Source organism: Streptomyces sp. ADI96-02, from assembly GCF_003846185.1.
In the GTDB taxonomy this organism is placed as follows: domain Bacteria; phylum Actinomycetota; class Actinomycetes; order Streptomycetales; family Streptomycetaceae; genus Streptomyces.
Window position 1 is genome coordinate 13374 of the sequence record NZ_ML123035.1, and the last position, 13929, is coordinate 27302.

Annotated in this window: 8 protein-coding genes and 2 pseudogenes; 3 read left to right on the forward strand and 7 right to left on the reverse strand. The window is 66.3% G+C overall.

From position 1 onward, the window contains the following. Positions 1-781 precede the first annotated feature (781 nt). Positions 782-2878, forward strand: coding sequence for a CHAT domain-containing protein (locus EES43_RS30165; protein ID WP_124272226.1), 2097 nt, complete (start codon positions 782-784; stop codon positions 2876-2878). Between the two features lie 41 nt (positions 2879-2919). On the opposite strand, the gene EES43_RS30170 is transcribed toward EES43_RS30165, so the two are convergent. From EES43_RS30170 to EES43_RS30180, 3 genes are read right to left on the reverse strand one after another with little or no spacing between them, the layout of a single operon-like run. Further along, positions 2920-4869, reverse strand: coding sequence for a DUF3732 domain-containing protein (locus EES43_RS30170; RefSeq protein ID WP_124272227.1), 1950 nt, complete (start codon positions 4867-4869; stop codon positions 2920-2922). A gap of 24 nt (positions 4870-4893) precedes the next feature. Beyond that, entirely contained in the window at positions 4894-5388 is a 495-nt protein-coding gene (locus EES43_RS30175; RefSeq protein WP_124272228.1) for a three component ABC system middle component, read from the reverse strand. Positions 5389-5391: 3 nt separating this feature from the next. Then, positions 5392-6612 carry an ABC-three component system protein gene (locus tag EES43_RS30180; protein WP_241192747.1) on the reverse strand — a complete coding sequence of 407 codons (1221 nt, stop codon included), beginning with the start codon at positions 6610-6612 and terminating at the stop codon, positions 5392-5394. Positions 6613-7757: 1145 nt separating this feature from the next. Here EES43_RS30180 and EES43_RS30185 point away from each other — a divergent pair. Next, positions 7758-8444, forward strand: a complete 687-nt coding sequence (locus EES43_RS30185) for a hypothetical protein (protein WP_124272229.1) — start codon at positions 7758-7760, stop codon at positions 8442-8444. Positions 8445-8627: 183 nt separating this feature from the next. On the opposite strand, the pseudogene EES43_RS31675 reads toward EES43_RS30185, so the two are convergent. After that, positions 8628-9242: pseudogene (locus tag EES43_RS31675) on the reverse strand (3'-5' exonuclease); the annotation flags it as partial. Between the two features lie 175 nt (positions 9243-9417). On the opposite strand from EES43_RS31675, the pseudogene EES43_RS31680 reads away from it, so the two are divergent. After that, positions 9418-9779 (forward strand): annotated as a pseudogene (locus EES43_RS31680) (VOC family protein); the annotation flags it as partial. On the opposite strand, the gene EES43_RS30200 reads toward EES43_RS31680, so the two are convergent. The 3 genes from EES43_RS30200 to EES43_RS30215 all read right to left on the reverse strand — a co-directional run bounded on the left by EES43_RS30200 (position 9770) and on the right by EES43_RS30215 (position 13918). Beyond that, positions 9770-10192 carry an SUKH-4 family immunity protein gene (locus EES43_RS30200; protein ID WP_241192748.1) on the reverse strand — a complete coding sequence of 141 codons (423 nt, stop codon included), beginning with the start codon at positions 10190-10192 and terminating at the stop codon, positions 9770-9772. The pseudogene EES43_RS31680 and the gene EES43_RS30200 sit on opposite strands and share 10 nt — an antisense overlap. A gap of 832 nt (positions 10193-11024) precedes the next feature. Continuing rightward, positions 11025-11738 (reverse strand): helix-turn-helix domain containing protein, encoded by a 714-nt coding sequence (locus EES43_RS30210; RefSeq protein WP_124272231.1) that lies wholly within the window; start codon positions 11736-11738, stop codon positions 11025-11027. After that, complete coding sequence (locus EES43_RS30215; RefSeq protein WP_124272232.1) at positions 11738-13918, reverse strand: hypothetical protein; 2181 nt, start codon at positions 13916-13918, stop codon at positions 11738-11740. Before EES43_RS30215 ends, EES43_RS30210 begins: the two co-directional genes overlap by 1 nt. Between the last annotated feature and the right edge of the window lie 11 nt (positions 13919-13929).

Consider the following 13929-nt stretch of genomic DNA (forward strand, 5'->3'; position numbering starts at 1 on the left):
TCCGGTGCAGGAGCGTGAAGCTCTTCGCCGCCTGCGTGTTCTCTGTGATGGGGACGGCACAGACCGCTTGCGTGGTGGGTCCGGGTGCAGTCGGGTACCTCGCACCCTGTGGGTGCCGGCCCGTTGGGGCGGCGGGTTCTGAGCGGGATTAGGGGTTTGCTGGCTCTGGCTTGGGCATAGTGGCCACCGCACAGTCCCAGGGAGCGACTGGGGTTTTCGCAGGAGCTGAAGGAGCAGGGTGCCTTGGCTGGCGCGGTCCTGCGAACGTGGCGCAGCGGGCGCAGGGGTTGGCCCATGTTGCGCTGGGTGTAGTGACCCGCGCACAGCCCTCCCGATTTGGCGCGTGCGGGGCGCGTGCATCCTTCGAAGTCGCAGAGGGTCATGCCTGGTCTCCGTCTGGGCAGGCAGGGTTTGTTCCCCATCGGAGGAGTGCGCGCCGGATGCCGATTGCCGCGGTATGCATCATGGCTGGGACGATATGGGGTGGGTGTGACAGTGCCGGGCGGGGCCGTCAGCGGATGAATGGGGTGCGTCACGCTGACCTTGACTGCAGTTGGCTTGACCTTTCGCGGCTATGGGCAGGGCGGTGCGCTCCAGCCAGGGCTGTGGGGACGTGGCGGGTCGGCCGGTCTCACGTTGAGGGCTTGTCGGTGGAAGGCCGTGCAGCACAGGTATGCCCTGCCGGCTGCCCGTGGCTGCCGGGTGAAATGATGCGGTGGGTAGGCCTGGGACCGTTCAGAAGTTGCCGACGGCCGCTACCCGTCGACAACGGGGGTAAGCAATGCGTCTGGACGAGCTGTTTCCTTCAGTGGCCGCGCATCTGCCGACTGGGAAGGAAGTGACCGGTGGGCTCGGCGATCCGGAGACGGTTCTGGCCGTGGCACTGGTGCTGCGCCAGCAGCAGGATCAGCTGGAGGAAGCACCCCATCTGCTGGATCAGTTCACTCACGCAGCGCTGAGCGATACCTGGCGGTTGAGGGCAGCGCACCCCGCGGTGCCAGAGCAGGCTTGTGTGGTGCTGGCGATGTTGGTGGGGTGGTACCCGGCGCGGCGGGGGTATGAGTACGCGCAGCCATTGGAGATGTGGCGGTGGCTGCACAGCGCGTTGGGTGCTCCTGTCGCCCTGGGGGCCACCACCGCTGATGTTGACCTGGCCGCGGTGGACCGCGCGCTGCGCAGTAGCACGTGGCGCCCGCTGGCAGGGCACGCCTTGATCATGCTGGCCCCGATCTTGTTCCACCTGAACACCACCGCTCACTCGGCGCAGGACCTGGCGCAGCAGCTGTGTCGGCCTGTCCTCGTCCTGTGCGGGGTCATGCTCGCCCATGGCCCTGCGTCGGTGGTGGAAGCGGCGGTGGCTCTGGTGCATCACCTGGTGCGGGCAGGGCGGCATCACGACGCGAAGGTGCTGGGTCACGTACTAGAAAGAATGCTGTATACGCGTCCTGGGCACACCATGGCGGGCTCGATCGCTGTGCTGCTGGCTGGTGCACAGCCTCCTATCACCCATCAGAGGCCGGAGGTGATCGCTCAGTGGGCCCTTGACCGCATCGGGTTGGACCCGCTTACGGTGCTCTCCTTGAAGACGGTCGCGGCGGCGCGGATGGAAGTGCCTGAGCTGGCTTCCTCCTTCGACGACGTCGTCTCGCAGCTGCAGAAGGTCGTCGCTTTCAACGAGCGGGAACAGGACGTGGCGCAGCGGTCTCGGGACCGGGGCGTGGTGTGGTCCGTGTGCCAGCCGCTGGTTCATGCTTTGCTGCAGGCAGGTGATCAGGAGCGGCTGATGCAGTGGCTGTCGGTCTGGTACGGCACCAGGTCCGATGAGCGGCGTTCCGGAGGGTGCGTTGTGCTCGCGGCCGGCGGTAGCCGCGCTTGGTATAGGCCGCAGACCGCTCCTCCCGAGGAGGATGACGCTGGGCTGGTGCGGTTGGCTGCTGCGATGAACGCGGCCCTCGGGCGGAGCCTGGTCACACCAGGTCTCAGCGATGCGGTGCTGGTGACACCCGCTACCGGCAGCAAGTCTTTCGAGCACGTCGACGAGCTGGAGGCTGCGCTGCTGGCGTACGTCGATGTGGACGATCTGGCGCAGTACGCGCGTGCCGAAGACGCTGAGGCGTTCGTGGCGCTGCTGCCTGCCCTAATCCCTGTGCAGGCGCTCCTGGCGCGTGGGGGCGGTCCTGTGTTGCCCTTGGCTGTCAGTCTGCGCCAGCCGCTGCCGGACCGGCTGGTGAAGTCGGTCCAGTTGTGGTGCGGAGATGCCCCCTTCTCCCGGGCCGAGATCGAGGTGCTGGAGACGGTGTTCTCATGGGCTGGCATCCGCTGTGACGTCGTGGAGGGCGAGGAGGTGACGCGTTCTGGCTTCCTGTCCTCGTACGAGAGCGACGCCTACGACGTGCTGTGGGTGGTGGCACATGGCCATCACCCGGTGCTGGACCCGGACGAGTCGGCTGTGCTGCTCACCTCAGACGAGCAGGTGACGCTACAGGAGCTGGCATCCGCTGCGCTGCCGTCCGCGACGGTACGGAGACTGCTGGTTCTCAACACCTGTCACAGCGCTGCCGCTAATGCCCAGGGCCCTTATGACGATCATGGTCTTGCCCGTTCGGTAGCTTCCCCCAGGCAGGCCGTCGTCGGGCATTTGTGGCCGGTCCCCGGAGGAGCGGCCGTTGTCTTCGGCGCCCTGCTGGCGTGCGAGCTGGCGGATGGGAGCGGCTTCACGCAGGCTTTCGAGGCTGCGCTGCGGGCGTTCCAGCATCCCTGGCACGACATCGCGGGCCTTCTCGGCGACCGTGGCCTCGGTGCCCAGATCGCCGAGGCACTGCACGAGTTCCGGGACCCCACGTTCTTCGACCGGAGCAGTCCCACTTTCCTCGAGTAGAGCGCTCGGACCGCTGCGAAGGACATCGTCTCGTCTTCTGGTCAGGCCTCAGTGATCCAATCCGTGGGAATCAGGGCTGTTCCGCCTCTCCAGTTCTCCACGACGGCTTCGCGGAACCAGTCGTCACGGAGGTTGACGTGATCGCAGACGATTACCTGGAGTGCTCCTTCGTTCAATGAGACGGCCTGGGAGATCAGTGAGAAGTACGCGCGGACAGCCTCCCAGTCGGCGTCCAGGACGGTATCGGCATCGTGCACTTCTTCCGGGAAGAACGCCTGCGTGGGCTGGTCCAGCATGAGGAAGCCCGGCACCGGCCGGTTGTGCCGGTTGAGGTAGGTGTGCAGGGCCAGGTGCGCGACGAGGTGGTAGCCGATCCAGTTCTTCGCGCTGCCGATGCGGGTCAGTGGGCGGCGTCCATCCGGGGTGCGTAGGACGACGTTGAGCAGGCTGGGGCTGATCCGGACTTCCTCTGCCGTATCCGCGTGCTCGAGGTCGAGGGTTCTCGCCCAGGTGGTCATGAGGTCGGCGACTTCGTTGAGGCGGTTCTCTGTCTCGGCGCCGACCTCGTCGGCGTCCACCATCAGCTGCAGTGCCTCGGCCTGCTCATTGAGCCGGTCGGCGTTGCGGTGGAGGTCTGCCAGTTCGTCCTTGCCCAGGGGGGTGGTGCGTTGCAGCTCTTGCAGAATCCGGCCCTGGATGTGGGCGAGGCGGGTGCGCTGGTCCTGTGCCTGTCTGAGTTGCCGGTCGCTGGTGTTGATGGCGTCGAGGGTCGCGGCATTGTTGCGCAGCCTTGCCTGGATCTCGTTGCTGCGGCCGTCGAGTTCCTCGCGGTGGCGGTTGCGGGCCGGCTGGAGAGCGGCAAGGTCGTCCAGTTCACGGTCCAGTCGGCGTGTGAGGCTTTCGAGGTCGCCGATGTCAGGGTCGGGAAAGGGGAGTTGTTGCGAGCAGACGGGGCACGTGTCAGATCCCGCGTTCTCCGGGTGGGCGGCTGCGAGCAGTCCGATGGGCTTGAGTCGGCTGAGCTGGGTGTGCAGTTCCCCGGTCAGCGCGGTGCTCTCTTCGTTCCAGGTGTCAAGAATGCCCCGGGCATTGGTGAGTTCCTGGAGCTGGCTGCGCAGTTCACGGCGTTCGGCGGCAAGCCGATCGCGGCGGCTGTCCTGGCCGGGCAAGGAGGGCACATCAGGAACTGCTTCGAGGGCTCGGTGCAGCAACTGGTCGAGCGCTGCGGCGGACACCGCTTCGGGGATTTCGGCGATCATGCCTGCGTCCGCCGCCATGCGGGCCAGCGCGATGCGGTGGGCTTCACCGCCCTCCACTCGGCGTCTGGCTTCCTCGATCAGTTTGCTAATGCGGCGCTGCGCCTTTTTGATCTCGGCGAGTTCGTGGCGTCGGGCTGCCTGCTCGGGTCCTGCGGCTCCGAGGAAGTAGGGCAGGGTGTCCTTGATCGCCTGGGCGATCCCGGGTTCTCCCTGACGGTGGAAGAGCAGGGTCTGGTTGGCGATCTCGTTCTGTTTTTGCAGACACAGCAGCGCGGCCTGGGAGATGGAGACATCGAAGGCGTGGCGTCCAGCTCCTGGCGGTGGCTGGAAGCGGAAGTCTTCGATGCCGATGCGGGCGCTGAGTTCGGCTCGCAGAGCGGTGGCGTCCGCGTTCACGTTCAGGTGGCTGGCTGTGGGCAGGGTGAGCGTGTGATCGCCGATGACGAGCATGGCCTTGTTCGTCGAGGCGCCCTTGGGGGCGGGTCTGCCGAGGACGAGTCGGGTAGGGCCGATCTGGACAAGCAGCGCATACCAGCCGGTTGTATTGGTGATGACGCCGTCGGGAAGGGTGAACGTCTGCCGACCGAGGCAGTACTCGACGATTCCGAGTACCGCGGATTTCCCCGTCTCGGACTCTCCGGTGAGGATGTTGAGGGCACCGGGGCGGAAGTGGACCACCCGGGGGTCGGGCCTACCGTCGCGGTGGTAGAGGGCGAGGGCGAGCAGATGCATGGGGTGCAGGCTCCTTTGGAAGGGTTAGGGCCTAACGCCCAGCAGGGTGAAGACGGTGGCGGGGTCGGCGGCGGCGAACCATCGGCCGACAAGCGTGGCGGCCCGGACGCAGGTGACAGCTTCTTCACCGTGCTCGCCGGGATCAGGCTTGCTGGGCTTTCGGGCCGCTTGCAGGCCATCAGGGGAGAGCGTCAGCGCGCGGTGGCGGATGCCGAAGCGGATGCAGCCCTGTGTGTAGCCGCGGAGGGCTGGTGCGCGTTGAGGGAAGGCGGCTCGGATCATGGCGTTGTCGGCAAGCCATCCAGCGAGTTGGGTCCGGGTGTCGCGGGGCAAGGCGCGCCGTGAGTCAGGGGGCAGGATCAGCGGCAGGGCAAGGAATGCGGTGGGCCATGGGAGGGCGGCCTCGGGCTCCGTGTGTGCCGCGGTGTATGCGGCGGCACAGTGCATGAGGATGTAGGCGCCGAAGGCCGGGTTGAGGAGCGCTGCCGCTTCGGGAAGCTGCGGTTGGGTGGTGGGCACTTGCTACTCCCCGCTCGTCGTCTGGTCGGGTGCCCGTAGCAGTTCCCGGAAGTGGGGATGCCAGCCGAGTGGGTTGAGCTCTGTCCGAGCGTTGTCCGCGAGTGAATGCAGGGTCCCCCGGGCGATCCAGCGCTTGTCGACCTGTCGGAGTTTGATGTCCTGGGCCGCGCCGAAGGTGCCGTCCAGGATGTTCTCGCCGACGGCCTCAGCGTCATTGCCGGCCTTTCCCGCTTCGAAACGGTCGGCGTGTTTGGCGAAGACGAGGTTCCATTCCTGGCGCAGGTCGCTATCGAACTGCGCCAGTTCGCCGGGGGTGACGTGGTGGCGGTAGACCCAGCGTGAGCGGTGTGCCCAGGCATGGTGGTACTCGCCGATGTGGGCACGGATGCTGCGGTTCCCCAAGCCGATCAGTTTCAGCTGCGCGACGAACACATGGCCGTCGTACTGGGCGATCTCCTGCTCGGTCAGGTCGTCGAGGCTGTCCACCACGGGCAGGGCGGTCTGTGTGTACTTGCTGAAGACGTAGTCGATCTGCGTGCGCAGTTCCTCAGCTGTGACCGATAGGCGTCTGCCGGGCGTGGCGTGGTCGAGCATCTCGTGCGACACCGTCCACCACCAACCCTTCAGCTCTTCAAGGATTTCCTGGCTCTGTCTGTCGTTCTTCCAGATCCCGACCACTTCACGCAGCGTAGAGTCGACCTCTGACACTCGTGGTGCCTGATCGTCGAGAACGACGGCTCCGACCAGGGCTGCGCGGGTTTGCGGGCTGCAGGACATGAATCGTGCACGCCAGGGTCGTGTGGTCCTGGCACCGTCGGGATCCTTCGCCACGGCCTCAAGGACCGCCAGCGCTCCGGGTACGTCGCGGTCCTCTGCCTTGAGTTTGGCCAGCAAGCTACCCGGCGGGACGCTCTGCGTGGTGACCAGGCGCAGCATGGGCATCTGCCCGGGCTGTACGTGGTCGAGAGCGTCACACCACGAGTTGATGGAGCGCCAGAGGTCAGCGCTGGTCAGCCCGAGTTCGCCTGGGTGACCGTGATGCTTGGACTGCACGAGCTCAACGGGGTTGTCCTCGTGGAGGATGTCGATGTCATCGAGCATCTCCATGCGGAGTTCGGCCTGAGGGTCCTTGAACCAGCGGCGGGCGAGCTCTACCAGCGCCCATTCACACTGATACAGGTAGCCGATCATCTGCCCGGCTGCTGAGTGCGGCATCTTCTGCATCACGATGGGCGAAACTATAGTTACGCGTCGTGATATCGGGCAAGTCGCCTCACGATGCAACTCGCTCCGGCAGCAGCCAAGATGATGCCGCCCTGCCCGATGTGTGTGAGCTCCGGCCGTCGGGCAGACCGTCGTCGAGCTGGATGACGGCGCTGCAACCAGATGCCCGCGGGGATGAACCGGTCACGGGTGGCTTTGTTCACGACTTCCGACGTGCAGATGACGATGACTTCGCGAGGCACCCTGCAGACCGGCGAAGTCGATGTTCACGAGAACGCAAGGCGCCTGCCGGCACTCGGCAACGGTACGAGGACGGGTGCCACCTGCGCCCGTAGCCAGGGCTTTTGCCCCAGCATCCAGCCTGGCGATAGATGGCGCTCCACCAGTCGTCACAGAGGCGCTGCCCGTTCTCACGAAACATCCGGCGCGGGAGGTGCCTCCCGAACTGCTGTCGAAACGCTGCTCTGCGACGTGTACAGAGCCATCACGAGGCACCGTACGGAAGATCTGCTGCCACACGGCCGACATTTTAGAAGCATAGGTAGATGGTCCCGCCCCGGACTCAAGGGCGGACTGCCCCGATGCGGGCAACGGCCAGACCGACGAGCGGTCTCGGGTCAGCCGATCCCGCACTCGAGCTCAGAGAGATGTCGTCGACACCCCCCGCTACATCGCATTCGATGTCCATCCGTCGAGAAGCTGGGCTTCCTGTGGAGGACAGCAGGGACGCCGGGATCGCCGCGCAAGCATGTACGGGTGCCGTCTTCGCGTTGCGGCAAGGCACTGGAACTGGTGATAGCACACAGGGTCCGCGGCCTAGGCCGGCAGTGCTTCCGGGGGCGACCTGCGACCCCGCGTCATGCATAAGAGCTCCGATCCCACGTCGTCGCTGGCCTACTGCCGGGAACCGATCTGCGCTGTCACCGCGTCCACCGTCCACCGTCCGACATCGGGCAGGGGCCGGAGCTGGCAGTGGTTGTCGAGTGCCATCTCCGAGGCAGGCATCGCGAGTCCTCCGCGCGACCTATCGAATCTCGCTGCCCGCTGGGGGCGGATCAGACAGACTTACGTGGGCAGCGGTGGGACCGCATCGTTTCTGACAAGGACCATGCCCATGGGGAGAGATCCTGTCTGGAGAGAAGCCCATGACCAATCGCACAAGAACCGCCACCGCGTTTTTCGCCGCCATCACATCGGCTCTGCTTCTTGTGGGTTGTGGCGGGCCCGTGGCACCCGAAGTAGCGGACTTGTCAGGTAAAACCTTTGAGGAAGCCAAGAAGGATGCTATCCAGGCCGGATACGGCAGCGAGTTCGGCGTCAACGGTCAGTCTGCCAACGCCTACACCGCCCCTGGAAGCACCAACAACTACCATGAGCGGGAGTTCGACGAGGATGATCCAGCCCACTTCTCGTGGACCGTCTGCTCCCAGGACCCCAGCGACCTGTCTTCTGAAAAAGACGGCAGCGACTGGGTCCTCTTTCTCTACCTAGTCGAGAAGCCGTCAGACTGCGAGGGCGGCGAGATCACCGCTGAAGCCCGCGAACGATACGTCGCCATTGCCAAACAGGGGAAAGCGCTGGCGACGGAGCCCACCGCAGATGACACAAGCGACATCCCGACAGAGGACAGCTACCGCACCATTGACGACCCCGACTTCACGTACACCGGAGACTTCACCCTTGACACCGGTCTGCCCGATCCTCAGGAACGGGACGCTTACGGTTCCTACCGTTACAGCTTGTGCGAAGGCTCTGACTACGCCACCGCCAGCGACTGCTATCCCACCGAGTGGCAGAGGGTGTACGAGGAATACCGCGAAGAGTACAACTAGTACTCCAGCCGCAGATCGTGATCTTGCTGGTCGGGCCGGTGCGGCCACGGTTGATCATCGCGAGTTGTGTGGACCTACGAAGAGACGGTGGCCGCAGGTCACAACATGATCCCGGCAGTTGGCAGGAGGCATTCGAAATGGCCATCAGCCGGATCGCTGGCCGATTCGCACGGTGAAGAAGCGCTATGCCGTGGGTGTTCCGTCGGGGTGGTCGTTGATCCATGACAGGCCGCCCAGGTCGAGCCTGTGGCGGGCGCGGGTGACAGCGACGTAGGCGAGGCGTGCTTCGACTCTGTCGATGGGGCGGGGACAGGGCGCCCGTTGGCGTCTTTCTTGTCGGTGTCGCGGGGTGGGGTGAAGTCGTCGGCGATTATGACGCTTGCCCATTCGCGGCCCTTGGACTTGTGGGCGGTCGAGACGGTGACGTGGGCGGTGCTCTCGGGTTCGAGGCGGTGAACAGCGTTGAGGATGGCGTCGGTTCCGTGGGTATCGACGAGGTCGACGAGCGGCTGGAAATCTCGTCCCGCGGGGTCGTTCGCAGCGTAGTCCTGCAGGTCACTCCAGGTGGGGAAGAGTAGAAGTTCGGGGTGGAAGGTGCGCGCAGGGGTGCGGTGGCAATGGAGAGCCAGCGGTTGGCTTCGTGGGCGAGGTCGGGGCCGAAGCGGAAGGACTGGGCCAGGGTCAGGCCCGTGCCGCAGAAGGCGGTCATGATGCCGCGGGCGCCGCGCCACTGGTAATGGCCTGGGCGGAGTCTCCGACCATGACGAGCTGGGCATGGTCGCGCTGGGCGTTGAAGACCCCGTGCGCTAATGGACGGGCTGTCCAGTCCCGGCCATGCCGGCCGTCGCCGGGTTTCGCTCTAGGTGACGCGGATCCGCAGCACGTACCGCTCGCCGGCCCAGTCGCCGCCACGACCTTCAGGAAGACCCGCAGGGGGGAGGACACCAGGGCGGGCAGGTCTACACGCACGAACATCGTGTTCCTTGTGCAACTCGGTATGGAGCTGGAGGACAGGGCGGAGGTCGAGGGCCCCATCGCCGACCAGCACACCGCACTTGACGGCGTCCGCCGTGACATCGCGACGGTCTGGACCCCGGACGGTCACAGCCGGTTCGAGCTGGCGAAGCACCGCAGCCTCGCGCGATCAGCGCCGGGCCGCACATTCTGGGCACGCACCGCGTCATGTTCGCCGTCAACGACATCGAGGACACCGTTACCTGCCTGCACCCTCACGGCGTCGAATTCGCGCGCGAGATGGCTCGGTCCAGGAACAGCTACCCGATCTGCTGCATCCACAGTCCGGAGGGCATCATCTTTGCCGTGGCTCAGCAGCTGCGCCAAGAGACGATCTCATTGGAATCACCAAGAACCTTCGAAAATCTCTTCGAAAGTGATGTTCCACTCCGAGATGGGATCCTCAAAGGGGCGTGGTCGAACTGTTTGATCTTGGCGTGTGTCTGCTGTGCGAGTGCTTCTTCATCGTCGACTTCGTCGCGCTCGGCATGGTAGGTCTGCAGTGCGCAGAGACTGTAGATCAGGGATTCGACATCACGGTGGATGAGGAGGTGCCGTGAAGTGCCTTCCAGGAAGGCATAGATGTGTTCGGTGTCGGGGTCCAGGGCCAGGACTGAGTCATTGAAGTAGCCCAGGAAGAGCCATTTTTGCGCCTCGGCGGGGTAGGACCGCCCCGTGGTTTCGAGGAACTCACCGAGGTACACGGACTCTTGGCTGGGATTTTTGACGTCCATGCGTGAGAGGAAGAGGTCGTCGTGCGGGAGACCCACTTCGTACAGGATGCGAGTCGAGCGTGACAGCTCGGCAGACGCTGCCAGATGCGCTCTTCGGGATGGAGCCGGCCAGGGCCCGTGCTGTCGGTGACGACTTCCTTGCGGCCTTCGGTCAGCTTGAACTCGAAGGAGGCCGAGAACGGGAAGTTCAGAGTGTGCCGCACGTCGTCCAGGACTCGGGACCACCAGCTTTCCCGTTCGGCGAAGGCCAGGGGGTCGAGGTCCTTGAGGCCGGTCATGAGGCTGCGAAGGACGGGGAGCGCGTCCTGAAGGCCCTCTGTAGAGGCGAGGCGTGGCAGGCCGCGGTCGAGCAGCATCAGTGCTTCGTTGAACAGATCCACGCTTGCGCTGACGTACATGTCCGGAATTTCCTCGGCCAGGAAGACGGCTTGGACGGCGCCGTCCGGCCTGACGCACAGCTCGGCTCCTCCATCCGTGCCCAGGCGCAGCCAGCGGCTGAGCATGCCGGGCGGGGACGGACGCTTTTACTGGGAGGCGAACGCTGCGAGTTGGGCGGCGTCGTTGGTGGCCGCCGCGCGGAAGTAGGGCGCGACAGCGACCGGAACACCTTGGTCTCGCAGCGCGCGGACAGCGTCCTCAGGTACCGGGGCGCCGTGGAGGGATACGGGGTGGAATCGGCGGACTCCGTCAGTGCCGAAGTGCGTGGTGATCGATTCGGTTATGACTACGTATTGCTCCTCAAGGCGGTGTCAAAGGTCAGGGCACATTTGGGGTTTCCCTCGTATTGCCCCGGTTGTGATGCGGAGGATGTGGCCTGCGGCTGGTTCGAGGGTCAGCGTGGGCGCCAGGTGCGGATTTCCAGGTGGGTGATGTGGGCGCCGGGGTGGATGCGGCCGGTGTCGACGAGCCACTGATGAATGGCGGTCGTGACGTCTCCGCCGGAGCGGTCGACGCGGCGGGCGAAGTCTCCTGCATCGAAGCCGCCGGTGGCGGCGGATCCGTAGGAACGCTCTTCGGTGTGGTCGGTGCGCTGGATGACGTCGCGGCGGATACCGGGTGAGTCGGTGCGGCTTCCGGAGGCGTGGACGTAGCCGGTCTTGGCGAGGCGCACGGTGAAGGCAAGGCGCAGGCCCTGACGGGCGGCTTCAGCGATGAGGGGGCGCAGGCGGGCAGAGCCGGAGGCGATGGCCTGTGCTCCTGCGCGGCCGGTGCCGGTGCCGGTGGGGGTGATCAGGAGTGCTTTGGTGCGGACGCGGGCTTTGGTGCCGGCGGCGGTGGTGCGGCGGGTGATGTGCCCAGCGGCGATGGCCGCGAGTTCGGCGGTGTCGGTGATACCTGCGCTCTGGACAGCGGTGAGGACTTGGGTGAGGGCGGGGACGAAGACTGCGCCTTTGTTCTTTGTGTAGAACTGGGAGACGAGGGAGGGGTCGCGGTTGATGATGCGGGCGATGTCGCGTTTGGTGTAGCCGGCTGCCTGGAGCTGGTCGGCGAGCTGGGCTGCGTCGTTGAGTTGTGGTGCGGGGGCGCGTCGGCGGCGGGGCGGCATCAGGACCCCTCGTTGTTGGGGGAGGTGGGCTGGATGGTGCGGCCCTTGTCGCGCAGGGTCAGGAGTTCGTCTTCGGTGGTAGGTGCGGTGAGGGGGCCTGTGAGGTGGCCCTTGTTCAGGTAGTCGCCGGGCTGGCCGTGGTAGGGCCAGGCCTGGGGCTGGGTGAGGTAGACGGCGTCGGTACGAAAGGCAACGACGCTGCCGGGCGGGGCGTGGAGAGCGCCGACGTAGGTGTTGTCGTCGCGGTGGCGCTGGGAGAGCAGGGCGGCTCGGGCGGAGGACCAGATGTGGGCGGCCCATTCGGGGTGGGCGTTGGGGTCGCGGGTGAAGCCGGTGGGGCGTTGCCAGGTGATGGTCTGGTCGTCGAAGCCGATGATCTCGGCATCGGTGGGGACGTCACGTTCTGCGGTGCGGGGTGTGGTGCCGGTGACGGTGCGGGGGCGTTGGGCGAAGGCGCCGATGCCGTAAAGGAGGATGGCGCGCACCGCCCGGGCTGCGAGGTGGGCGGCGGTGCGCTGGGCGGGGTCGCCGTTGAGGTCGGCCTGGGCAGTGAGGGAGGACCAGGCTTCCTTGAGCTTCTTGGACCAGTCGTCCAGGGGCTTGCCGTCGTCGAAGAGGATGCCGTCGAGGATTTCGACCTTCCACGGGCCGTGGGGGTTGGAAAGAGCGGTGTGGATCTCGGGCCCACCCGCCCAGGTGGTGAACGTGGTGCCGGGGGTGGCGGGGTAGTGCCAGGCCCGGTCGCCGGGGGCTGGCGCGGGGAGAATGCCGACGTGGCCCCAGTTCTGGGGGACGGTAACGCGGACGTGCCAGTGCCCGCAGGCGAACAGCGCTTTGGCCTGTTCCTTTTCCGACCACGCGGCGAACCTGGCGGCGGTGACACGGCGGGGGGTGCCGATGCCGGCTTTCCAGGTGTGCTTGGCGTAGGCGAAGGTCCGGTCGTACTCAACCAGGGCAGGGAGCTGCTCAGGGACACAGGGCGGGGTCAGGAGTTCGGTGCGTCCCTGTCCGGCGGTCGCGTGGAAGAGGCCGCGCAGTTCTTCGGACAGGACGGGGTAGCCGCCGGCGTACTGGCCCTTGGTGGGGATGGTGCGGGTCCACAGGTCCCGGCCGGTCTGGGACGGTGAGCCCATCAGGACGGCGTCGGGCCAGTGGCGGCGCAGGGCTTTCCACAGCAAGACGAACGCGTCGCGGATGACGGCGGGCTCGGTGCCCTCGGTGTCGAACCACTCCCCCGCCGAGCGGATCTCGACGTGCTGTTCGCCCTGTTCGCGCTGGTAGCGGCCGACAGGGTTGCGGGGGTGGACGAAGTGGCCGGCCATGCGGTCCTTACCCCGCCCGGTGTCCGTGCGCCAGCCGGGTGTGGGGGCGTTCAGCCAGGCTCCGACGGCGTCCTTGAGGAAGGGGTGCTGGTCGGCCTGACGGTGCCAGGGGGCGCCCGCGGTGATGTAGATCCGCTCAACACCGTCCGGCAGAACGTGGAAGACGGTGTTCAGGATTTCTGCGGCACTTGCGGTCGGCAGGTCGAGGCGGAACGTCTGGTCGCGGTGGACCAGCACACCCGCCTCGGTATCGAGAAAGACGGTGCTGCGGGCCTGCTGGGTGAAGTTCGGGTGCGTGGAGGCCAGGTTCGCCGTGTGGGCGAACCAGCGGTCTCCCTCAGGGCCTTCCGGGATGCCGGGAAGGGTGCGCTGCGCTCCATGGGCCGCGAGAGGAGCAGCCGTGAGCGGGGCCGGCGCAGAAGACGACGCAGAAAGCGACGCTGAAAGGGCTGCAGGCGGCTCGGGTTCCGCTGCCGCTTCAGGGGCGGGGCGGGTCATTGCCGGGGCGACCGTGCCTGCCCGGGACGGGGCCTGCTCCTGTGCGGGTTCGGGACCGCTGGGCGGTGCTGTCTGCCTGGCAGGCTCAGGGGGTGCGACGGCTGCGCCGGTCGGGGCTGCTGGTGCGGGGTTGGTGAGCTGGTCGGGGGCGAGAATGGGAGCGATCGCCACGATGTCGGCGAGGCTGAGTCCGGCTGCGGGCGCGATGCGCTCCGCCTTCGCCTTCTCGTATCCGGCCAGCGCGGTGATCTGCCGGGCGCGGTCCGTCTCGAGTTTGGCGAGGGTGGCCTGGGTCTTCTTGATGTCATCGCGCAGAGCCCGCAGCTCGGCCAGCTGTGCGTTGTAGGTCTTTGCGTCCATCACGATCCCTT

Excerpts from the sequence above, each read along its gene's own strand:
- EES43_RS30165 (WP_124272226.1), top strand. The coding sequence starts at position 782 with ATGCGTCTGGACGAGCTGTTTCCTTCAGTGGCCGCGCATCTGCCGACT.
- EES43_RS30170 (WP_124272227.1), bottom strand. The coding sequence starts at position 4,869 with ATGCATCTGCTCGCCCTCGCCCTCTACCACCGCGACGGTAGGCCCGAC.
- EES43_RS30180 (WP_241192747.1), bottom strand. The coding sequence starts at position 6,612 with ATGCAGAAGATGCCGCACTCAGCAGCCGGGCAGATGATCGGCTACCTG.
- EES43_RS30185 (WP_124272229.1), top strand. The coding sequence starts at position 7,758 with ATGACCAATCGCACAAGAACCGCCACCGCGTTTTTCGCCGCCATCACA.
- EES43_RS30200 (WP_241192748.1), bottom strand. The coding sequence starts at position 10,192 with ATGGACGTCAAAAATCCCAGCCAAGAGTCCGTGTACCTCGGTGAGTTC.
- EES43_RS30210 (WP_124272231.1), bottom strand. The coding sequence starts at position 11,738 with ATGCCGCCCCGCCGCCGACGCGCCCCCGCACCACAACTCAACGACGCA.
- EES43_RS30215 (WP_124272232.1), bottom strand. The coding sequence starts at position 13,918 with ATGGACGCAAAGACCTACAACGCACAGCTGGCCGAGCTGCGGGCTCTG.